General features: G+C 35.9%; 16 protein-coding genes. 11 read left to right on the forward strand and 5 right to left on the reverse strand.

Annotated elements, in window-relative coordinates:
* The first annotated feature begins 1 nt into the window (after nt 1).
* The 8 genes from BUR19_RS04280 to BUR19_RS04315 all read left to right on the forward strand — a co-directional run bounded on the left by BUR19_RS04280 (nt 2) and on the right by BUR19_RS04315 (nt 7,603).
* A complete protein-coding gene (locus BUR19_RS04280) occupies nt 2-355 on the forward strand; it encodes a hypothetical protein (protein ID WP_074233670.1) in 354 nt (117 codons plus the stop codon).
* The gene (gene traM, locus BUR19_RS04285) at nt 345-1,556 is read left to right on the forward strand and encodes a conjugative transposon protein TraM (protein WP_083600636.1); all 1,212 of its coding nucleotides are present in this window, start codon (nt 345-347) and stop codon (nt 1,554-1,556) included. Before BUR19_RS04280 ends, traM begins: the two co-directional genes overlap by 11 nt.
* A 5-nt stretch (nt 1,557-1,561) precedes the next feature.
* Nucleotides 1,562-2,425 (forward strand): DUF4138 domain-containing protein, encoded by an 864-nt coding sequence (locus BUR19_RS04290; RefSeq protein ID WP_074233671.1) that lies wholly within the window; start codon nt 1,562-1,564, stop codon nt 2,423-2,425.
* A gap of 49 nt (nt 2,426-2,474) precedes the next feature.
* On the forward strand, nt 2,475-4,463 hold the full coding sequence (locus tag BUR19_RS04295) for a type IV secretion system DNA-binding domain-containing protein (protein ID WP_074233672.1): 1,989 nt from the start codon (nt 2,475-2,477) through the stop codon (nt 4,461-4,463).
* A 4-nt stretch (nt 4,464-4,467) separates the two neighbouring features.
* Entirely contained in the window at nt 4,468-5,340 is an 873-nt protein-coding gene (locus BUR19_RS04300) for a M23 family metallopeptidase (RefSeq protein WP_074235540.1), read from the forward strand.
* 13 nt (nt 5,341-5,353) lie between these two features.
* Nucleotides 5,354-6,052 (forward strand): hypothetical protein, encoded by a 699-nt coding sequence (locus BUR19_RS04305; RefSeq protein WP_074233673.1) that lies wholly within the window; start codon nt 5,354-5,356, stop codon nt 6,050-6,052.
* A 38-nt stretch (nt 6,053-6,090) separates the two neighbouring features.
* Nucleotides 6,091-6,846: a hypothetical protein gene (locus BUR19_RS04310; protein ID WP_245799019.1), complete on the forward strand. Its 756-nt coding sequence runs from the start codon at nt 6,091-6,093 to the stop codon at nt 6,844-6,846.
* 76 nt (nt 6,847-6,922) lie between these two features.
* Nucleotides 6,923-7,603, forward strand: coding sequence for a hypothetical protein (locus tag BUR19_RS04315; protein WP_074233674.1), 681 nt, complete (start codon nt 6,923-6,925; stop codon nt 7,601-7,603).
* A 73-nt stretch (nt 7,604-7,676) separates the two neighbouring features.
* Here BUR19_RS04315 and BUR19_RS04320 read toward each other — a convergent pair whose 3' ends face one another.
* The 5 genes from BUR19_RS04320 to BUR19_RS04340 all read right to left on the reverse strand — a co-directional run bounded on the left by BUR19_RS04320 (nt 7,677) and on the right by BUR19_RS04340 (nt 16,287).
* Entirely contained in the window at nt 7,677-8,516 is an 840-nt protein-coding gene (locus BUR19_RS04320; RefSeq protein WP_074233675.1) for a T9SS type A sorting domain-containing protein, read from the reverse strand.
* 100 nt (nt 8,517-8,616) lie between these two features.
* On the reverse strand, nt 8,617-10,815 hold the full coding sequence (locus tag BUR19_RS04325; RefSeq protein ID WP_074233676.1) for a glycoside hydrolase family 3 N-terminal domain-containing protein: 2,199 nt from the start codon (nt 10,813-10,815) through the stop codon (nt 8,617-8,619).
* Between the two features lie 91 nt (nt 10,816-10,906).
* Nucleotides 10,907-12,328, reverse strand: a complete 1,422-nt coding sequence (locus BUR19_RS04330) for a hypothetical protein (RefSeq protein WP_245799020.1) — start codon at nt 12,326-12,328, stop codon at nt 10,907-10,909.
* 194 nt (nt 12,329-12,522) lie between these two features.
* Nucleotides 12,523-14,799: a beta-glucosidase BglX gene (gene bglX / locus BUR19_RS04335; RefSeq protein WP_074233677.1), complete on the reverse strand. Its 2,277-nt coding sequence runs from the start codon at nt 14,797-14,799 to the stop codon at nt 12,523-12,525.
* Nucleotides 14,800-14,859: 60 nt separating this feature from the next.
* Entirely contained in the window at nt 14,860-16,287 is a 1,428-nt protein-coding gene (locus tag BUR19_RS04340) for a carbohydrate-binding protein (protein WP_083600637.1), read from the reverse strand.
* A gap of 427 nt (nt 16,288-16,714) precedes the next feature.
* Here BUR19_RS04340 and BUR19_RS04345 point away from each other — a divergent pair, with 427 nt between their 5' ends.
* From BUR19_RS04345 to BUR19_RS04355, 3 genes are read left to right on the forward strand one after another with little or no spacing between them, the layout of a single operon-like run.
* On the forward strand, nt 16,715-17,545 hold the full coding sequence (locus BUR19_RS04345) for an SDR family oxidoreductase (RefSeq protein WP_074233679.1): 831 nt from the start codon (nt 16,715-16,717) through the stop codon (nt 17,543-17,545).
* A gap of 14 nt (nt 17,546-17,559) precedes the next feature.
* Nucleotides 17,560-18,744, forward strand: coding sequence for a mannonate dehydratase (gene uxuA / locus BUR19_RS04350; RefSeq protein WP_074233680.1), 1,185 nt, complete (start codon nt 17,560-17,562; stop codon nt 18,742-18,744).
* Nucleotides 18,745-18,746: 2 nt separating this feature from the next.
* A complete protein-coding gene (locus BUR19_RS04355) occupies nt 18,747-22,898 on the forward strand; it encodes a hybrid sensor histidine kinase/response regulator transcription factor (RefSeq protein WP_245799021.1) in 4,152 nt (1,383 codons plus the stop codon).
* Nucleotides 22,899-23,072 lie beyond the last annotated feature (174 nt).

The raw sequence follows: 23,072 nt of genomic DNA on the forward strand, positions 1-23,072 counted from the left end.
GATGAATGCTTTTGTTAAAAAAAACGGACAGAAATGGTTAGGCTGGGCAGTGAGAAATCCTAAGAAGTTTTTTATGTATTCGATGGCTTTCTTATCCGTTTCCTTCATCATATCCATTGTACAAGGTGTATTTTTTCCTTCAGATATGACATTCAAAATAAAGCCCCCTGTTATTTATTCCAAGAGTTCAGTCATTCAAAATACTTTACCAAATAATGAAAAGGAAATGGAGAAAATAGTAGCTGAGCTCCAATCCCTGAAAGTAAAAAGAGATAGGCAAGACTTAAAAAAAGAAGACAGCTTGAGAATAGAATATCTGTTTAACCAATACCAACACTTAAAAAATGGACATTAAGAAAATCAACTTTAAAGAAAAAAAATACGTTCTGCCTCTTCTTGCTCTGCCGTTCATTTTACTGTTTGCGTATGTAGGAGCTCAGTTTACAAAGGATGATAAGCCTATGGAAAAACCAAAGGAGCTTTCCACATTACTGGGTGAATCTCAGGATTCCATTATGACTAAAAATGATGCTTATGATGCATTCTTCAAAAAAGATGATAATAGAACAATGCTTGGAGGATTAGACAGGGAACAGGACAGTTTTCTAAGCTATGACGACCAGTTGTCATTAGCTCAAAAAAGAAGAATCGATTCAATAAAAGCTGTCAATTCAAGGCAGAGTCAATATCAGGCAAACGGAAATCCATCATCCTATTATAACCCTAAACAAGGTAAAGAAGATCAGGACTATAAAAGATCGACTGAGATTATTAAAATGTTGAATGACAAATCCAACGGAAAAGCAGAAGATAATATTCAGACTGAAAAGCCTAAAACTAAAGAGCAAAATACACAGCAAGATCCTGTAAAATATCTGAAACAGCAAATGCTGGTGATGGATTCTTTAGAGAAAGCAAGAGATCCCGAGTATCAAAGCAAGTTGGCGGCAGAACAGAAGCTAAAAGCCAATAAAGAAAAAATGAACGAGTTCCTTAATTCTACTTTCAATGTCAGTAAGTCAGGTATCAATCATGACTTCAATGCCATTTATAAAGACAAGGAAAATAGTTTTATCAAGGCTGTTATCGATGAAAACAACAAAGGGTTTTTGGGAAGCAGAATAAGATTTCGATTGCTGGAGGACATCTATGTTGGAAACAGGAATATCAGTAAAGGTTCCATTCTGTATGGTCAAATCTCAGGATTTACAATGCAGAGAGTTGATTTGAAAATCATTTCTGTATTTGCTAAAGGAGAGATTTTTCCCATCAACCTATCTATTTACGATGTTGATGGTATGAAAGGCTTGTATGTGCCGCAAAGCGGTTTCAGAGATATGATTCGAGAAATGGGAAGTAATTCAGTTCAGGGAACCCAAATGGATATGGGTGGAGAAGGATTTTTTACAACGATTGGTTCCAAACTATTTACATCCACTTCCAAGTCGATCGCAAACCTCATTAAAATCAATAAAGCCAAGTTGAAGTACAATTCTTATGTATTTCTGATTGACGAAAAACAATTGAAAGATTCAAAAAACCAAACAAAACCTTAAAAGCAATGAAATCATTTTTATATACACTTTTACTATTTACAGCGACTCTCAAAGCTCAAACAGCAACCAAAGAAAAAATTATTTCTGATCTGCCAGAAATAGAAATAGCAGAAGGGGTCAACCTGCATATTATTTCTCCTGAACCTATCCAATACGTCGATTTATCAACTGAAAAACTAACAGGGGATTTACCAACGACCAATATTGCAAGAATCAAAATTACAGATAGTCAAACATCTGCAGAAGATAAAAAGAAAAAGACCTCCATCTTTTTTAATGGAGATCAAGCTGGAATTATTACCGTTGTGGGGCAATCTTTTATTGCACAATATAAAGCGGTTTACAGACATTCTGAAAATTTGAATACAATTACCAATATTCACATTCAGCCTGAAGCGATGCAGCCTATTGAGTTCGATAAAATGGTCTTCTCTAACCTTGAACTTAGAAGATTTGCAATGGGAATCATTCAGAAGAAATCTGAAAATAACCCAATCAGAGAAGAGAAAAATCTTAAACTCAGCTTCCAGCTCAATAATGTCTATGTCATCAGCGATTACATTTTCCTTGATATGACTTTTAAAAATAATTCTAATCTGAGCTATGATATTGAGGCATTAAAATTTTCTATAGAAGATAAAAAGATTCATAAGGCTACCAATAACCAGAGCATTGAGATGACGCCACTTTTTCAACTAAATCCTCAAAAGCATTTCAAGAAGAATTTTAGAAACATTTATGTCTTCAAAAAATTTACTTACCCGAATTCCAAAGTAATGATGATAAGATTAATTGAGGAACAGCTTTCGGGCAGAACGATTGAAATGAAAGTGAACTATTCTGACATTCTAAAAGCTGATACTTTCTAGGCGGAAGTTCCGCTTTCCATTAATTAAAAAGAAACTAAAATAAACTGCTATGCAAGAGCAACAACATCAAATCAAAATCTATGGATTCCTGCAAAAGGTGGTCTATGCTGTCGTTGCATTGGATTGTGCTTCGCTGTTTTATCTGAATGCTGATGTCCCTGTAGTTTCCAACTTATTGAAGAACTTCTCAAAGATGAGCTTCATCTATCCTCCCATCAATGCAAAATTTGCCACGGTGGTTTTGATTGGATTGGTTGCTGTTGGAACAAAAGCTAAGAAGAAAAAAGATCTCAATATCTATACGGAGATAGGGATTCCTATGGTGTTAGGATTATTGATGATTTTCTCATCCTTGATCTGGCAGAATGAAGCTGGAAATAGAGAACTCCCGCATATCGTTCCAGGGCTCAATCTGTATCAAATAATTTACGCAGTTCTTTCTTTTTTAGGAGCAGTTATTCTTCAGATGGGAGCAGACAGCATTTCGAAAATGATGCAGCAGAAAATGGGAAAAGACCGATGGAATGTTGAAGAAGAGTCTTTTGATCAAAACAAAGAACTTGTAAACACGGATACTTCAATTAATATCCCGTATGTTTTCAGATATAATAACAAAACCTACAAAGGCTATATTAATATAGATCCTTTTAGAGGAACTATCGTCATCGGAGTACCTGGTTCTGGAAAATCGTTTGGGGTTATTAATCCTTCCATTCGACAGATGATTGCCAAAGGGTTTTGTCTTTGTATTTACGATTTCAAGTTTCCTGATCTGGCGCAGATTGCTTATTATCAGTTCCTGCTGAAAAAAAGTAAAGAGCCAGATTATAACTACAGTTTTCATATTATCAATCTGAATGAAGTAGAAAAATCAAGAAGAGTCAATCCATTTCACAAGAAATATATAAAAACCTTGGCTGAAGCTCAGGAAATGGCAGAATCAATGGTGTCTTCATTACAAAAAGGTGGAGCAAGTTCCGGAGGTGGCTCAGAAGCATTCTTTACACAGTCGGCTATTAACTTTCTATCTTCCTGTATCTACTTTTTTGCTACGCTGGAAAATGGTAAATATTCAGACCTGCCTCATATTCTGTCATTTATGAACCGCAGTTATAAAGAGATCTTCGATACACTTTTCACGAATGAGGAGATTTTGTCTTTACTTTCACCATTCAAAACGGCTTATGACAACAAGGCTTTTGATCAGTTGGAAGGGCAGATCGGGACTTTGAAAATCTTTCTTTCTCGATTGGCAACTAAAGAGAGTTTTTGGGTCTTCTCAGGAGATGAAGTTGAGCTTAAAATAACAGATAAGCAAAATCCTTCGATTCTGATTTTAGCATCTGATCCGAGTACGCAGGATATTAATTCAGCTCTGTATTCATCAATATTAAATAGGACTTTACGCTTAATCAATTCCAAACATAATCTGCCGGGTGGAGTAGTAGGTGATGAATTTCCAACAATCTACATTCATAAAATTGATAATGTGATCGCAACAGCAAGAAGTAACAAGATTGCTGTATTACTGGGACTTCAGGAAATTCCACAGCTTAGACAGTTTTACAAAAAGGAAGTTGCCGATACCATTTCTGCCATTGTAGGAAATGTTCTTTCCGGTTCTGTACGAGATAAAAATACCTTGGACTGGCTTGAAAAATTATTCGGAAAAATTAAACAGAAGTCTTACTCCCAATCCATTTCACAACAAGGAACATCAACCAGCATTAATGAAAAAATGGATTTTATGATTCCTGCAGGAAAAATCGCTGCCCTTAAAACCGGTGAAATGGTTGGGATGATTGCACAAGGTGAAGAGAACAGTACAGAGGAATATAAAACATCTGCAATAAAAGGAAAGATCAATCTTGATATGAATGCCATTAAGGAAGAGGAAAAAAACTATGTAGAGATGCCTAACTATTATTCATTTATAGACAAAAAAGGTGTCAATCGTAAAGAAGAAGTCTTGATGACAAACTTCAGAAAAATCAATCGAGAAGTGGAGCTTATCGTCAATGAAAATATTAAAGAATAATAAAATGAAATTGATAAGAAAATATTTGATGACAGGTTTTTTTCTGGGTTACCATTCATTGGTTTTCGCTCAGTTCAATACGCTTACTAGACATGAAAATAAAGTTAATGAATCCTTTAATGAAAAGCAAAATTTTCAGAAAGAGCAAAGGGGCAGAAAAGAGATAGAGAAAAAAAACATCATTAATAAATTTTTTAAATCTCCCACTAAAGCGGACTTAAAAAAGGAAATTGATTCTTTGAAAACAATGATGCTACGTTACAGTGTATCAACATCGGAGGAAAAAGAAGAAAATTATAAAAACAATGATTTTTCTCCTGTGAAAATGGGAGATGATAAATTAAGTAATCAAGGAAACTCAAGTATAGAAAAGTCGAGTAAAAAATTTGATTTCATTAATGAAGAAGAACTTATCTCAAAAATAAGTATGCCACTGAAGAGAAAGATTGTGGTTACATCTCCTTTCGGAAGGCGAACGCATCCAATTTTCGGATCAGCCAAAATGCATACGGGGACTGATTTTGAAGCCAACTATGAAAATGTATATGCCGTTTTAGACGGAACTGTAATTGCGTCGGGTTGGGATTCTGGAGGTGGAGGAGGGAATTATATAAAAATCAAGCATTCTGATTCATTTGTAACCTCCTATCTCCATCTTTCCGAAATCTATTATAGAGCCGGAGAAGCTGTGAAGGCAGGATTCATTATTGCAAAAAGTGGGAATACCGGAAATTCTACTGGGGCACACCTTCATTTTTCAGTTGCAGAAAACGGAAAGTATATTAATCCCATTCGGTTTTTGAATGACCTCATTAAAGCGAACAACTTAATTGCCAACTATTATGAAATAGGAAAAAACTCATATCTCCAACATTAAACTTCTAAACATTATGCAAAATCACAACTTACCTACTGACGAACTTAAAAACTTTGGAATCATCAATGAAGACCTTACATTTTCCAAAAAGCTATGCGAAGATGATATCCATAAATTTCTGCAAGGATATACTATCGTTGCCGACAATGATAAGAATAGAGCCACTTTTCAGCTCACTGATAATAATACTAAACTAAAGGTCATTTTTCTTGAACGTGACACAAGTCTTTCAAAAATTATTGAAGACAGCAGGGAAAAAGTTCAGTACACCAATGTAAAAGAACTTTCAAACGAAAATCCTTCTTTTGAAAAAAAGGCTTTTATCTATGACAGTGAGACAGGAAAAACCGTTGAGTTTGATTTTATCAAAAATGCAACAGAGCTAACTGCCATCATCGCCGATAAAAAAGACCCTGAAGAATTGAACCGCTATAAAAATGAACTTCTAAAACTAAAAGTTTATTTACAAGATAAAATAGATCAGTATCCTGAAATATCTAAGGAAATCAAGAATGATATGAATATCGTTTCCAGAGAAATTAGTTCTGTCAACACCATTTCTAAAAACTATCAACAAAGCTCCAAAAACCGTAATTCAGATATTCAGCTGAATGTGAATGACAGAGATATGTATGAAGACGCTAACAGAACCAGGGAGGAACAGGAAGAACAACCTGAGGAACAAGAGAAAAGAAGAGGCTTTAGAAGATAATCTTAAATCATAAAATTAACAATCAAACCCCACACATTATGGAAACAAAACAAGACTTCAATCAAGTACAGTATCTTAAAGACCAAATGAAATATCTTGGTTTTGGAGAAGATGAAAAACTTCACAAAGATCTAGAAAAAGGTATTAATTCAAAGAAACAAGAGTTTGAAATTAAAACTACTTCTGACAAAACTTTACCCGAAAATAAGGTTGATTTTTTATTAAAGTTCAATAAAAGCGAAAATGGAGGAGTTTTTCTTAATTCTTATAATGCAAAATTGACCAATGAAAAAAGCGAGGAACTCTCTCATAATTTTCCAGTGAGTAGGGATAGTTCATTTACCGCAAAAGAAGCAATTAATCTATTGGAGGGACGTAGCGTGAAAATAGAATTTTCTAATCCAAAGAAGAATAATGAAGTAGAACCTGCATTTGTTCAATTTAATTTCAATGAAACGAAAACCGACAAAGGAAATTATCTGTTTCAGAATTTCTACAAAAACTATGGCGTTGATACGGCAAAGATTGTTGAAAAATCTAATCTCATATTTGATAAACCTGAATGGAAAGTAAGTGCCATAAAATCTTTAGAAAAAGGAAATGTACTAAAAGTGAAATTCAAAGAAAATGATCAAATAGTAGAAGGAAAGGCAGTGCTTGATCCACAGAACAGAAACCTTAAACTTTATGACAACGAAATGAATAGGCTTAATACTAACAAACCTTTAGAAGGCTTGGAGCAAGATAACAAGCACGATAAAGCCAATGTTAGAGAACAAAGCATCAAAAGATAGAAATTTTACATACTTATATTTTCATCAGCAGCGGTAAGTCTATAAGATTTGCCGCTTTTTCATAAAGCCAATTGAAATGAAAACAAAATTAATACTTCTACCTACTGCATTCCTTCTTGTAATCGTTTCTTGCCACAAGGAAATTATTTCTGAAAAAGGAGGAATTGACCTTATTTCCAATGTTTATTTCGATGCTTCTAAAGGTTTAGATCAAATGAAGAGCTTTCACTTGTCAAAAATAAATTATTCTCAAAATCACATGATAGAATTAGTTCCCGATAACTCATTTCCAGAATTAATTAAACAAATGTATTATATAAAAGATTCATTGTATTTTAAATTAGATCCATCAGAGAATAATATAATTTTTCCAGAAGTTTCTCAAAAGCAAAAACCATTATCAATTTGGAACAAAAAAGAAGGTGCTGTATTTTCAAAGGATTGGATTCGTAATTACAGAAACAGAAGAAATCTATCCGATACAGTATTATTCAATAAAAAATATAAACGCTTTGAGATTAATTCTCCTTGGAACTATACTCGTTTTTACGTGTATCCTACCGATACTATATTACCTTATTCTCTTTACAAGCACGTTGAAAATGATTATCACGGTAGATTGGAGCGTATAGATTCTTATAATAAGAAAAGCGACATTTTTGTAACCCTGCAATTAATACCAAGAAAAAACTGGGATGATAAAGCAAAAGAACTGTTTGAGTTTAACCATTTTGTAAAAAATAGAAAAAGCAATTAAAAAATGGATAGAGAATGAAAAAGAGCTGTCTAAAATCTTAGGCAGCTCCTATATAATAAACAATTTTACTATTCTATTTTTTAATAAATTTCGATGAATTTACCCTACCATTAGATTCCACAGAAATGATGTATGTGCCTGTACTTAGTTTTGAGATGTCAATTTGCGATATTTTCTCGCCTGACTCTTTACTGATTGCTCGTTTTCCAGTAGTGTCATAAATTGATATTTTATCTATAGTCTGATCCGATGTAACTGTAATTTTAGATGATGCTGGATTAGGGAAAATACTCAATGGTTTATTCTTTTCTCCTGACATTACAGATAAAGCACTGGAAGTAGATAAATAAACGTTGTCAACTTGAAAATTATTAGAGGAACCAACGACGGTAGAAATCGAATTTTCGCTCCTTAAAACAAATATTTCTGAAACGTTGGACAGGCTAAAACTCGATGACTCCGGAATGAAAGCAGAAAGAGGAATAGACATAAAGTGCCATTCATTGTCATTAGTAAAATTATAGCTGTTGGATGCTGGATTAATCAATACTTTAGCAATTACATTATTACCACGAATTCTGATATAAAAAGGATGAGGCGATGCAGTTTTAAGAGCCAAATTATAATAACTGTAAGCTGAGATATCTATCACCATATCCGCTGTGTTGGCAGGATTTCGAGGAAACATTATTGCGTGAAAATAAGTGCTGGTTCCGTTATAGGTTAATAGAAAGTTTTTTGCTCCTTCGTATGCCCCCGTCCCTGGTTCTGTAAGTGTAAATCCCGACCCGTTGCTAAAGCGTAAAGAATTGATACCTGCTCCAATGTTTGAATTCTCTGTGTAAATTGAGAAAGTTTGAGCATAAGTTAATGCTGAAACAAACAGCATTACCATAAAATTAATTTTTTTCATAGTGTATGAATTTTTATTGTTAATTGGTTCGAAATTACTTTTGTTGAGATATCTTGAGGAATCAAAATGTCCTTTAATGGGGGTAGAAATGTTTGGATAATTAGTCGTTTAACTCAAATTTTGTCTTCTTGTTACCGACGATGATGTAAAAATCTCCGGATTCTAAATGTTTATCACCATTGCTGTCGACATAGGTCAAATCTTTTTCAGGATTGATTTCAAAGCGGTATATTTCTTTTTTTCCTGCTATGATTAATTTTTTTTCAAAAAATTTGAGTTCTTTCATTGGACGGGAAATATTTGCAACAGGATCATAGATATACCAAAGCACAGCTTCTTTACCATCCACGGTTCCTTTGTTAGTAATTTCTATCTCTGCTACAATTTTTTCATTTTTTCTAAATTTGTTATTCGATAGTTTTATGTTACCATATTCAAATTTGCTGTAGCTAAATCCGTGACCAAACCAGTACAATGCATCTCTCGGAATATCCTGATAATGTCCAGCTTCTGGCCTTGCCGACTGTCTCATATTGTAATAAATTGGAATTTGACCCGTTGTTTGCGGAAAAGTGGCAGAAAGTTTCCCCGATGGATTATGCCTTCCAGACAGGATACCAGATACAGCAGCTCCCGCCATTGTTCCCGGTTGCCAAATTTCCAATATTGCATCAGCCATTTTGTTCAACCGAATTAATTCTAAAGGTCTTCCACTGGAAAGCAGCAGGATAACACGTTTCCCTGTTTTGGATAGTTCTTCAACAAGATCTTCCTGGATTTTTGGTAATGCAATAGTGGAGCGGGAGCCATTTTCGCCACTCCAATTTCTCTTTTCACCAAGAAAAACAAGTATAATATCTGACTGATTGGCAACTTCCACAGCCTTGGCAAAACCACTTCTGTCTTCGCCCTCAAAATCACAACCTAAAGCATAATTAATCTTTAATTGGTCACCAAATTCTTTAGTCAAGCCGTCAAAAATGGTATTCACATCTTTTGGATCACCCATTCCTTCCCAAAATCCCATAATGTGAACAGAATCTTTTACCATCGGACCAATAGCTGCAATACTTTTATATTTTGAAGTTATTGGCAACACCTGATTTTCATTTTTCAATAAAACCATAGATTCCTGAGCCAATTCTTCAGCGACTTTTAAATAATCAGGTAATAGATATCGATCTTTCTCAGAAATCACATCCACGTAAGGATTTTCAAACAGACCCAGATTCATTTTAACCCGAAGAATTCTTTTCACAGCTTCATCAATAGTTTGTATTTTAATTTTTCCTGAGGCTACCAATTCTGGGAGATAGTCCATGTAAATGTTATCAACCATATCCATTTCTACACCGGCGAGCAATGCTTTTTCGGCTGCTTCCTTGGTATCTTTTGCAACGCCTTGTACCACAAGATTTTTAACTGATCCCCAATCTGAGATCACAAAACCGTCGTGCCCCCATTTTTTCTTAAGGATCTCTGTAAGAGTGTAATGATTAGCTGATGCAGGAACGCCGGAGATGTCATTAAAACCGCTCATTACTGTAGCTGCACCAGCTTTAATGCCCGCTTCGAAAGGTGGGAGAAAGGTTTCCCAAAGTGTCTGCTGTGAAATGTCACTATAATGATAATCACGGCCACCTTCGGACATACTGTAACCGATGTAATGTTTCAAACTTGCGGCAATGGTGTATTTGTCTTTCAGATTATGTCCCTGATAACCTTGGATGGCAGCAACACCAAAAGCTGAATTAGCATAGGTGTCTTCTCCGTAACCTTCAGAAATCCTACCCCATCGGGCATCTCTGGCAACGTCTACCATCGGTGAAAAAGTCCAGTCTAATCCAGACAGCCAACTTTCTTTTGCGGTAATGGCGCTTGATTGTTTTACCAAATCTGTATTCCAGGAGCAAGCTTGGGCCAGCGGAATTGGAAAAATGGTTTTGTAGCCATGTATGGCATCAAATCCAAATATAATCGGAATACCCAAACGGGTTTCGTTAACTGCCTTTTTCTGAATCTGATTGCGGTACTCTGGATTGGTACTTCGGTAGAGTAGTGAGCCAATTTCAGGTTTTACAGCTTTCATATGCTCTCCAATATTGTTGGGATTGGCATTTTTCCCATAAGTCCATTGGTTCATCTGCATTATTTTTTCCTCCAGAGTCATCTGACCTATCAGATCATCAATACGTTTTTCTACAGGAGCATCTTTGTTTTTGTAAAGTGGCTGTTTTTGAGCATTAGCGGATGAGCAACTCATTACCAGAATGCTTGCAGCGTAAAAGATATTTTTCATATCGAAGATTATATTGTCTTAGCTAATTCTATTCTGAGAAAAGTTTTCAGTAAATTCCAGAACGATATATTCAGACTGCTTTTAAAAAAAATTATTTGGAATCTAAATATTGACTTAAACCGTAGATATTATCATTAATGATTTTCATATTGTCGATGAGAGGCCTATAGTATTGATATGCACTATTGATGATACCTTTATTAGAATCGCGGTTTGAGTAATCTGTCTTCCTATTATCTGGATCATTGTCCTGATATCGGAACCAATGCCATCCCACACAACCTTTGCTTTTCAACAACTCGATAACGAAGTTTTGGTAGAAGTAACCTCTTTCTTTTTGGGTTTGGACATTCCATCCGGCGCCAGTTTTATTAGGTAAACCTGAATCTTCGCCCTTGGTGTACCATTCAGTAATGATGAACGGTTTTCCAGACCAGGCCATCCAGTTGGATAGAATAGGCTGCTCTGGTTCCCATTTTCTGTAATGATTAATGGAAATAATATCCATATATTTTCCCGCGACCTCAAATATTTTTGGATTGTCCAATTCATCCAACTCTTGATTGAAACGGCAGCCGAGATAAAGATGGTTTGGATCATACTTTTTTATGGCAGCAGTCACCTTTTTCATATAGGTTTCAAAATAAAATCCTGTGAAATCTTGTCTATCAGCATCTGTAATATCTTCTAAAAAAGCATTTTTATGCTTGCGGTCGTCCAGCCATTTCTTTGCCACAATGTATCCGGCCTCATCCTTTTTAAGATATTTAAGATGTCTGTCCAAAGCATCGTCTACCCAAGGCAACTCATTGTCTGTAAAATATCCAAGAAGGAATTGATCATCTTTGTATTTGAATATTTTTGAAATTTCCTGATCTACATAAAGGTCAAATTCTTTATCAAATACCATCACCAAATCGTATCTATAGCCTTGCCAACCAGCTTCTTCATATTTACCATTATATTTTTTGATATGCTCGGCTTTGTAAGTACCCATTGGACTTACTATCACAGTGTAGACCAGAGGTTTTGCAGATGAACGGATCAAGTCTATATTTGACCATGCACCGGCTCCGTTAAATCCATTTTTTTTGAGGAATTTTGTTTCTTTTGCAATCCAATTTTCACCAGTTTTATATTTTTCATTGAATGCATTCTCTTGATTTTCAGAGTTGCCAGGATTGAGCACAGCAACGCCTTTATGTATAAAAGGGTTTCCCAAAGGATCTACGATCCACCATCTGCCGTCTTTTTTTTCTGTTCTGAAAAAACCGGTTGCCTCTAGCTGAAATGTTTTGTATCCACCAAATTTGTTGGTAGCAGGATCTTTTGATGATTGATATCCAGGAAGTCTGTCGATGGTTTTTGCAACATAAGGTTTCCACAAAGAATCTTCTGCATTTAGACGGGCCAAAACACTATGATAATTTTTTTCTGAAGCTTGATTGATTGAAGATTTCTGTGCTTTGAGTTCAGAATAATTGTTGATACTTAGCGTAATAAGTGCAATCACACTTTTTTGTATAAAGTTTATTTTCACAATTTACAGATTATAATATTATTATTGATAAGAGAAAATTGAAAACATTATTTTAGTTGATTAGCTGATAGTCATAACTAAAAATGCGGTGGATAACATCATAAGATAGACACTCCAATATTTTTATTGGATAGAATTCTAGAGTGATGAAATTGGTTTGTAACTTATTATTTTAATTCGAATTCTGTTTCTAGCAGCTGATCAGAGCTGGTTCCGACAAATACTTTAAACATTCCCGGTTCCAAAAGATAATTCCCGCCATTGTCATAATAACCTAAATCTTCTTTAGTCAAAGTGAAGTTTATGGTCCTTTGTTCACCCTTTTTGAGAGCTATCAACTCAAATCCCTTCAGCTCTTTGACTGGTCTGGAAATACTTCCGCTCACATCTCTAATGTAAAGCTGAACCACTTCTTTACCGTCTAAATTACCTGTATTAGTTACTGAAACTGATAATTTTATGGGCTCTTCAACAGAGAAAATCGTTTTATTGATTTTTAGATCTCTATAATCGAATTTGGTGTAACTCAATCCGTGACCAAAAGGAAAGAGTGGTGTCTTTTCTACATCGGAATAATGAGACCAGAACACATTATTTTCTGAATTGCTAGGTCTCCCAGTGTTATAATGGTTGTAATAAATAGGAACTTGTCCAACATTACGGGGGAATGAGATCGGCAATTTACCACTAGGATTATAATCGCCATAAAGAACTTCGGCAATGGCATTACCACTTTCACTTCCCAATTGCCAAGCCTCTACGATAGCAGGAATATGATTTGCTGCCCATTGTATAGCCAATGGTCTTCCGTTATTCAGAACCAAAACTATATTTTTATTGACTTTAAATACCTCTTCTAGCAACTCCTGCTGATTACCTGGCAGATCAAGATTTGTTCTGCTTCTCCCTTCACCACTTTGGAAACCATGTTCGCCTAAAACCATAACCACCACATCTGCTTGTCTTGCTGTTGCGATAGCCTTTTCAAACCCACTTTTATCATCAGTGTTGATTTCTAATTCTTTGGTAAAAGTTGGCTTACCTGAAAAGACGGCAGTTCCAAGAGCATAGGTGACTGGACTGTTTTTGTATTTTTGCATTCCTTCCAAAACGGAAACCGCAGTATCATCATCTGCTGCAATTCGCCAGCTTCCCAGCGGACTTGTTTTATCACTGGCCAAAGCGCCAATTAATGCTATCTTTTGCCCGGACTTTTTGAGTGGCAATAGATTATTGTCATTTTTTAACAGCACAATGGATTTTTTGGCCATATCCAGAACACCATCGTGATGCGATGCGCTGCCAATCACTTCTTTTTCCCTTTTTTCGTCGCAATATTTGTAAGGATTTTCAAATAGACCCATTTCAAATTTTAATCTCAAAATTCTTCTTACGGCGTCGTTTATGATTTCAATGTCTAGCTTCTTTTCTTTGACAAGATTTACCAGTTCGTTTACATATAAATAAGATTCCATATCCATATCAGATCCTGCTTCTGCTGCTTTTTCCGCAGCCTCCGCACCATCTTTGGCATATCCGTGAGAAATCATCTCTCCAATAGACGCCCAATCGGATACTACAAAGCCTTGAAAATCCCATTTCGTTTTAAGAATATCTCGGAGAAGAAAACGGTTTGCAGTAGCCGGAATACCATTTAAAGTATTGAAAGCGTTCATAAATGTCTTGACACCAGCATCATTGGCCGCTTTGAAAGGAGGCAGTACTGAATTGTACAATCTTGATACACTCATATCTACATTGTTATATTCTTTGCCGGATTCTACAAAGCCGTATCCTGCAAAATGTTTTGCGCAGGCTGCAATCGTATTGGTTCCAGAAAAATCATCACCTTGAAAACCCTTAACTCTTGCCACTGCAATTTTACTGGCAAGAAAAGGATCCTCACCGGCGCCTTCCATTACTCGACCCCAGCGGGCATCTATTGTAACATCTACATTGGGCGCAAAAGTCCAGTTAATACCGCTTGCAGCAGCTTCGGCAGCAGCTATTGCCGCAGATTTTTTTATAGCTTCCATATCCCAGCTGGCAGCTTCGGCTAATGGAATTGGGCTAAGTGTTTTATAGCTGTGTATCACATCAAATCCAATAATCAGAGGAATCCCTAACCTTGTATTTTCAACGGCAATTTTTTGTACTTCGCGTACTTTCTGAACACCCCGCACATTAAGTAGTGATCCAACCCAACCTTTGTTGAGATGATCGTATTTAATTTTGGATGAGCCACCCTGAGGAGCAGGACCTGTTACTTCCCAGAAACCATTGTACTGATTCATCTGACCAACCTTTTCTTCCAGCGTCATTTGATTCATCAGTAATGTAATACGCTCTTCTATAGATTTTGTAGTATCGAGGTGCGCTTTGTTCTGTGCAGTTATATTTGCAACACCAAAGACAACAAAACAAAATAGGGTGGTTTTGATCATTTCTAATTTTTAATGGTAATAACTGTTATTGTTTAGAGAGTATTTTAATTTTCGTAAAAGTTAATTTACAGTAAAATAAATATCATCAATATAATAGTCGAAAGAATTTGGTGCAGTACTGTAATCACTATCGTCGGTACGTATTGTAAATTGTTTGATGCTTGATTTAGCCGCAGCTACGGTAGAAAGAGCCGCACCATTACCATCTCTCAGAAGTTGGGAAAAAGGAATTACCAATTCGTGCCATTGTCCATCCCACAACATTCCGTAAGCAGGATTTCCTGGATTCAGTGTCACCCAATAATTTCCGGAATTGGTATTCAGTCTAATTCTTACTTTTTTTGGTGTGCTGGATTTTACAGCAACATTCAAATAGTTGTAAGCTGTTGCATTATAAGGAGAAACAGTCAGATCCATATGTGAAAGGGCAAATCCGTTCTGTGGGCTTCCATTTCCTGTAGGATCAAAATGGTAAAACAATGCCTTGTTACCATGATTAGTATTAGTGGTAACAATTGTGATAGCCATATTTCCTCCATTTGGCGGTGGTGCTATGCCAGGATTTGAACTCACTATATCTTTTTCTGTGAAAATCCCAACACCGTCGATTGGTGGAGGTGGAACACTCACTTTAATGTTTATCTTATCCAGATTGGTATTAGAACCTGTGAATAAGACGCGAAATGTGTTTTTTCCCTCTGTCAAATTAACTCCAGTTACATTTTTGGAAATATAGGTATTATAGCTTCCTGTATTTGGAAAATTGCCTGTCTGTCCTAGATCAGTTGCAACGCCCGTATTAGGATTTACCAGCTGAAGTTTAATAGATTTTCCTCCAGCAGTATCGCCCGATGCTACACGGAAATCGAAATCATAAATTCCTGTAGCAGGAACAGTGATCGTGTAATTGGTCCATTCCCCAGCTTCTGTGTAACTGATATTAGTGATGTTATTTCCCATCTGAACATCCACACCATCGTCTGTTCTATAGCGCGGACTTCCGTTCTGTACAGCAAGGTTTTGCTCCTCTGTGTCGTGATAAGCAATGCCTTCACCGCCAAGATTGTAATTCTCTGCTTCAATCGTACCAGGAATGGCAATTGCAGTCCCTCCATACGGCAAAGGCGGGTCGATACCTTTAACAATGATTTTAAACAATTTTGTCTCGACTGTATTATCAATATATTTTACGACCAATTTTGCATCATAGGTTCCAGGGTTATTGTAAACAACTGTAGCATCAGGATTGACGGATGAAGAAGGGCTACCACCCGCAAATGTCCAGGTTGTCGTAAGATGTTTAAAAGAGGTACTTTTAAAATCTACAGCTTCTCCAAATTTAATATCAGTACGAGAGGCACTGGCTTCCGTATGCGGCTTGTCATAAAGCGTGACTTCTCTTATTTCTTCCTCAACACAAGAGAAGAACAAAGCAAAAAACAATAGTGAAAGTATGCTTTTCAAAAAGTCAGTATTTTTTAAATTCATAACTCAATGGTTTTTAATTTTGATTATATTTTATCTGCCACAAATTTTATATAAAAAATAAATAAAATGGGTCTTAAACATTTTAGATTAGGGTAAAAAATGTACTTTTCAACATACGTATATGGTTTAATGAATGTTTGATTGAATATTCTATCTCGATATATTCATTAAAATAATTTGTACTAATAAATATTCTTACAGATTAAATCGGACTTTATACCGTATAGACTTCTTTATTGATCTTTATGACAAAACCAATATTTCAAAAAAATTCTTATTGATTTTAAATATAAAAGATTTTAAATTTAAACATATTGCATTTTTTTTATATTTTTAATACGGACGTCCTTACCCCTAAAAAAAGATATTTGAGCTGCACCTTAATGCGGTGATAAATTACTTTTGTGAGTCTGATTATCAAAAAATTATGAAAAACAAAGTCGTTGTTATCACAGGATCCACTGGAGTTTTGTGTAGTATAATAGCAAAATCATTAGCAAAGAAAGGTTGTAAAATTGCGCTGTTGGCAAGAGAAATTGGAAAAGCAGAAAGTCTGAAAAATGAGATTATAGAGGCTGGAGGCATTGCAGACATTTTTGAAGCAGATGTATTAAAAAAGGAACCTTTAGAAAAAGCAAGATTACAAATCGCGGAAAAGTTGGGGACGTGTGACATTCTGATCAATGGAGCTGGAGGTAATAATTCTCTTGGAACCACATCTGAACCTTATCTTTCGCAAACTGATTTAGATAATAACGATCCTAACTTTAGAACAATTTTCGATTTGCAACCTGAGGGAATAAAATCAGTTTTCGATCTCAATTTCTTGGGAACATTTTTTCCCACTCAAATATTCGCAAAAGATATGGTAGGCAAATCAGGCTGTAGTGTTCTCAATATTTCTTCTTTGAGCGCTGTGACACCATTAACCAAAATTCCTGCTTACAGTGCTGCAAAAGCTGCGACTTCTAACTTGACTCAATGGCTTGCTGTTCATTTTTCCAAGATTGGAATCCGTGTTAATGCAATTGCGCCAGGATTTTTCCTGACAACTCAGAATAAAACTCTTCTCACATCCGAAGACGGAAGTCTTACAGAAAGAGGACAGTCTATTATCTCGCATACACCTGCGGGAAGATTTGGAAACCCAGAAGATTTGATTAGTTCCGTACTGTTTTTATGTGACGACAGATCATCTTTTGTAACCGGAATTGTAATCCCTGTGGATGGTGGTTTTAGCGCATTCAGCGGTGTTTAATTAAAAAAAATAAAATGGAACAATCTTGGCGCTGGTACGGACCGAAAGATTCAGTATCATTAGTAGATATAAAACAGGCTGGAGCAACTGGTATTGTAACCGCACTTCATCATATTCCCAATGGTTCTGTATGGACTGTGGAGGAAATCAACATCAGAAAAAAAATAATCGAAGATGAAGGACTTCGGTGGAATGTTGTAGAAAGCATACCTGTTCACGAAAATATAAAAACCCGTACTGGGGATTTTCAGAAATTTATTGAAAATTATAAACAAAGCATCGAAAATTTGGCTCATTGTGGGATCAGCGTTATATGCTATAATTTTATGCCTGTTTTAGATTGGACTCGTACAGATCTTGAGTTTGAACTGGAAGACGGTTCCAAAGCCTTGCGTTTTGATCAGACGGCATTTGCTGCATTCGACCTGTATTTGCTGCGGAGAGCTGGTGCGTTATCAGAATACTCACAGAAAGTAAAAGAGGAAGCTAAAGCCTATCTCGAAAAACTATCACAATCAGAGAAGACAAAACTGGTCAACAATATAATTGCTGGCTTACCGGGCGCAGAAGAAGGTTACAGTCTGGAAAGTTTCCAGGAAATTTTGGATAATTATGAAGAAATTGATGCCAATCAACTGAGGCAAAATTTGATTCTCTTTCTCCAAGAAATTATTCCCGTTGCATCCAAAAGTAATGTATTGATGTGCATCCATCCTGACGATCCACCACATTCCATATTGGGCCTGCCTAGAGTTGTAAGCACCGAGGAAGATTATGCTTTATTATTTTCTGCAGTTCCTGATCTTGCGAACGGAATGACCTTCTGCTCCGGTTCATTGGGAGTGCGTCAGGATAATGACTTGGTAAAAATATTTAAGCGCTTTGCAGAGAGAGTTCATTTTTTACATCTTCGAAGTACCAAGAGAGATGAAAACGGAAATTTCTATGAAGCCAATCATCTGGAAGGTGATGTGGATATGTATGGATTGGTAAAAGAAGTAATTTCAGAAGAACGTAAAAGAGCAGAGCAGGGAAGAGCCGACTCAATGATCCCAATGCGTCCGGATCACGGGCATCAGATGTTGGATGATCTGCAAAAAAAGACCAATCCTGGATATTCTGCAATAGGTAGACTTAGAGGCCTTGCAGAGCTCCGTGGTTTGGAGTTGGGTATTGCTCGTAGCTGTAGTGTGAATTAGAATTGATTATAATCATTTTGGTAATTATGAATCTATTGAAAAGAATAACCAATATATTAATATATATTGTTTTTGTTTTGATTTCTGGCATTTTTCCTGCTCAGGAAGCATCACTTCATTTCGATCAGATTAATTATGACGATGATTTCTCACCCAGTATGATCTCCAATATAATCCAGAATAAATCCGGATTTGTGTGGATCGGGACAGAAAACGGACTCTTCCGTTATGATGGTTACAGCTACAAAAAATACGCAAGAGACAAGCAATCAAAGGGCAACCTGAGCAATAATCATATCAATGTGATTTTTGAAGACAGTGATCAGAATCTATGGATCGGTACTAACCACGGACTCAATTTTTATAACAAAAATGCCAATAATTTTATATCATTAGATGTGACCAAAGAAAAGGGTGGAAGTAATTATATTGCTGCCTTTGCCGAAGACGGACAGAAAAATCTTTGGGTGGGAACTTTTGGCGGCGTCAAAAAACTTCAAAAGTCTACGCGGAAGTTAGAAAACTTCAACAAGGATTCGGAGTTGCATAAAAGCAGGGTTCTATCTTTATTTTATGACTCCAATTATGGGATGCTTGTAGGAACATCAAAAGGTCTGAAATGTTTTGATCCGAAGACAGGTCGTCAAAACCCGTTACCTGTAGAATTGTCTGCTAATGCAGAGCTTATTAGTGCCAAGGTGAGAAAAATTATAAAGACCAGCAAGGGCGACCTTTGGTTTGCTACGGAAAGCTCTGGCGCATTTTTGCTATCTTCAGGACAAAAAGTCCTCTCACATTTTAAACACGATCCTGCGAACACCAATTCGATGTCATCCAATTGGATCAATGATATCATCCAATGGGATCAAAATACCGTTTGGTTTGCAACAAAAGGAGGGTTAAGTATCTTCAATTATTACAATAAAAAATTTAAGAGAATAAAGCATAATCCAGATAATCTTTACAGCCTGAGCGATAATGATCTGAAATGTTTTATGAGAGATCATACTGGTTCTGTTTGGATAGGAACCTCGGCAGGAGCGATTAATATTTATAATAGATCAAATCTCAATTTCGCTAAAATTTCAGAGGTAACAAACGCAGGGTTTGGGCTCAGCAATGCTGCAGCAAGCGCTATTTTAAAAGAAAATGATCAAGGTATTTGGGTGGGAACTTCTGGCGGAGGGTTGAACTATCTTGATCTTCAAACCAAAACATCCCATTCTTATGCAATCGATAACAGTAATGAGAAAAATATCAAAAATATCATTACTTCGCTGGCGAGAAAAGATTCCAATACGCTCTTGTGTGGCACTTTCAACGGTTTGTTTGAGTTTAATAAAACCTCAAAAAAATTCACTCAAATTGTTCTCACTTCTGATTCTGCTGAAAAAGGCGAAAGACCTATTACTTCTATCCTGGTGGATGGAAGCAATATTTGGATAGGAACAGATGGTAATGGATTAATAAAGATACTGGCTAACGGGACAATTATTAATTTTAAAAATGACGGAACAGCGAATGCCTTGTCTGATAATTTTGTAATGGCATTAGAAAACAGGAGCAATGGTATCTGGATCACTACACAAAATGGACTCAATTTTTTCGATAAAAGACTTAACCGAATTTCAAAGGTATTTCGGTCAGACAATGCAAAACCGCTTGATAATAATAGTCTCACAGTTATGTTTACAGATTCAAAGAAAAGGCTTTGGATCGGTGCAGATTACGATGGTTTATATTATCTCAATGAGAACAATCAAAAGTTTTTTGTTCTTAATAAAGAAAAAGGATTTACCGATGCCTCTGTTAAAAGCATTACCGAAGATTCTCAGGGAAATTTGTGGGTTGGCGCAGAGGATTTTCTTTTTAAAATAAAAATAAAAAACGAAGGAAGTAATTTAAAAGCGTCCGACTTTGAAATTACACGTTATTCTTCTGCGGACGGTCTTTCTGTAAAACAATTTTTATACAATTCAGCTGCGAAGATCAATCAAGATATGGTAGCTTTCGGAGCTTCCAAAGGTTTACTGATCTTTGATCCTAAGAAATTAATAAAAACATCTAACAACACACCAATAGTCCTCACTAAGCTTATCGTAAATAACGAAATCGTAGAGGCGGATCAAACGGGTGGAATTTTAAAACATCCTATTTCTGAAACTTCTGAGATTACGATCAATTATGACCAAGGTTATATTGGGCTGGAATTTACTGGGCTTAATTTTATCAATCCGCAAAAAAGTAAATATGCCTATAAGTTAGACAATAGATTATCAGAAGATCAATGGCATTTTATCGGGACACAAAATAGAATCAATCTTTCCAATTTGGATCCTGGAAATTATACGTTGTCCATAAAATCTACCAATGGCGATCAAAGCTGGAACAAGAATATCAAAAAACTGAAAATTGTTATACTGCCGCCCTGGTATAGAACATGGTGGGCATATTTATTTTATTTGATCATTTTTGTAGGGGCCAATTATACAGTTTACCGTTTCATAAAATATCGTTTGAAACTCAGAAGAGAAATATTTTTGGAACAGGTGGAAAATGAAAGAAAAGAAGAAATCCTTACAACACAGATTAATTTTTTCACAAATATTTCGCACGAGATAAGAACACCGCTTACACTGATCAAAGGGCCAGTGGAAGAATTGTTGTCTTATGAAAAAGATCCAAAGATCAATGCTAAATTAAAAACGATCAAGCAGAACTCAGATCGTCTTCTTAAGCTTGTAAACGAACTGTTGGATTTTAGAAAAGCTGAAAAAGGCTATATGAAAATCTACTGTCAAAGACAAGATGTGGTCTCTTTCTGTTTTGAAATATTCGAGTCTTACAAAGGATTGGCAGCTGAAAAGAATATCGATTTCAAATTTGTACTCAACTCCAATGTGATCATTGCTTATTTTGACAAAAACCAGATGGAAAAGGTTATTTATAATTTGCTTTCCAATGCTTTCAAATTCACAAAAAAAAATGGTAAAATAGTTTTTGCCGTCGAAAAAGGTTCACCAGAGGAAAATGCCGTATTCATCAAGGTTAAAGATAATGGAATAGGCATTCCGGAGAACAACCGTACCAGTGTTTTCGAAAGGTTTTTTCAGGTGGATGATAGAGGGGTACAAAATATGGGAAGTGGTGTGGGACTCGCACTTTCAAAAAGCATTGTAGAATTGCATAAAGGCGAAATTTCTACCCCGGAGGAAGAAGGGACTTGGGCCAAGACCGTTTTCCAGATTAGATTACAATTGGGTAACAGACATTTGTCCGAAGATCAAATCATAGAAAGTAATGCCGAGGATTTTCAGCAGATGATTATAGATTCACCAACAATTGTAAGCAATGATTATATTGCCTTTGCGGATTTTCCGGACAAGGACAAGAAAACTATAATGGTTGTAGAAGACAATGAGGATGTACGCAGATTTATTGTCGGTATTTTGTCCAATGATTACAATACAGTGGAATTTACCAATGGTAGAGATGCGGCAAACTATTTAGAAACCGAGATCTTAGATGTTATCATCAGTGATATTATGATGCCTGATATGGATGGTATAGAACTTTGTCGCATTGTAAAAACTAATGAGAGTACCAGTCATATACCGGTACTACTTCTAACCGCCAAGGCATCTATCGATCATAAAATAGAAGGACTTTCTACAGGTGCAGATGCTTACATCACTAAACCATTTAGTACGCAGGAACTTAAACTGAGTATTGCCAATCTACTTTCTGCCCAGGAGATATTTAGAAAGAAATATAGTGGGAATTTCATTATAGATTCTGATTTGAACAATCTAACTACGCCCGAAGAAGCATTCATCAAAAAATTAATGCGAGTTATAGAAGAAAACCTAGAAAATTCTGAGTTCGATGTCAATATGTTGGTCGACAAGATTGGAATGAGCAGAACTATACTTTACAAAAAAGTCACTGCACTTACCAACCATTCGGTAGCAAGTCTCATAAAACAGCTAAGACTGAAGAAAGCAGCGGATATAATTCTGAACACAACACATCCAATTTCAGAAGTTGCTTTTATGGTAGGATTCAATGATCGTAAACATTTTAGCCGTGAGTTCAAAAAAGTGTACAAAGTTTCCCCAACGTCTTACAAAACTAGTCCGAATTCCGGGCGGTAATTGAACTAAAACCTGACACAAATACGAATTTTCAACATCATTTTCTTTCTATTGAATTTGAAATAGATTTATAACGTATTGTTTTTCATTGTGTTAAAATGATTCATACATTATGACCCCGCAAAAAGCATATTTAGACACCCTAATAGATATGATTATCAGACATATTTGTAA

Origin of the sequence: Epilithonimonas zeae (genome assembly GCF_900141765.1) — a bacterium.
GTDB lineage: Bacteria > Bacteroidota > Bacteroidia > Flavobacteriales > Weeksellaceae > Epilithonimonas > Epilithonimonas zeae.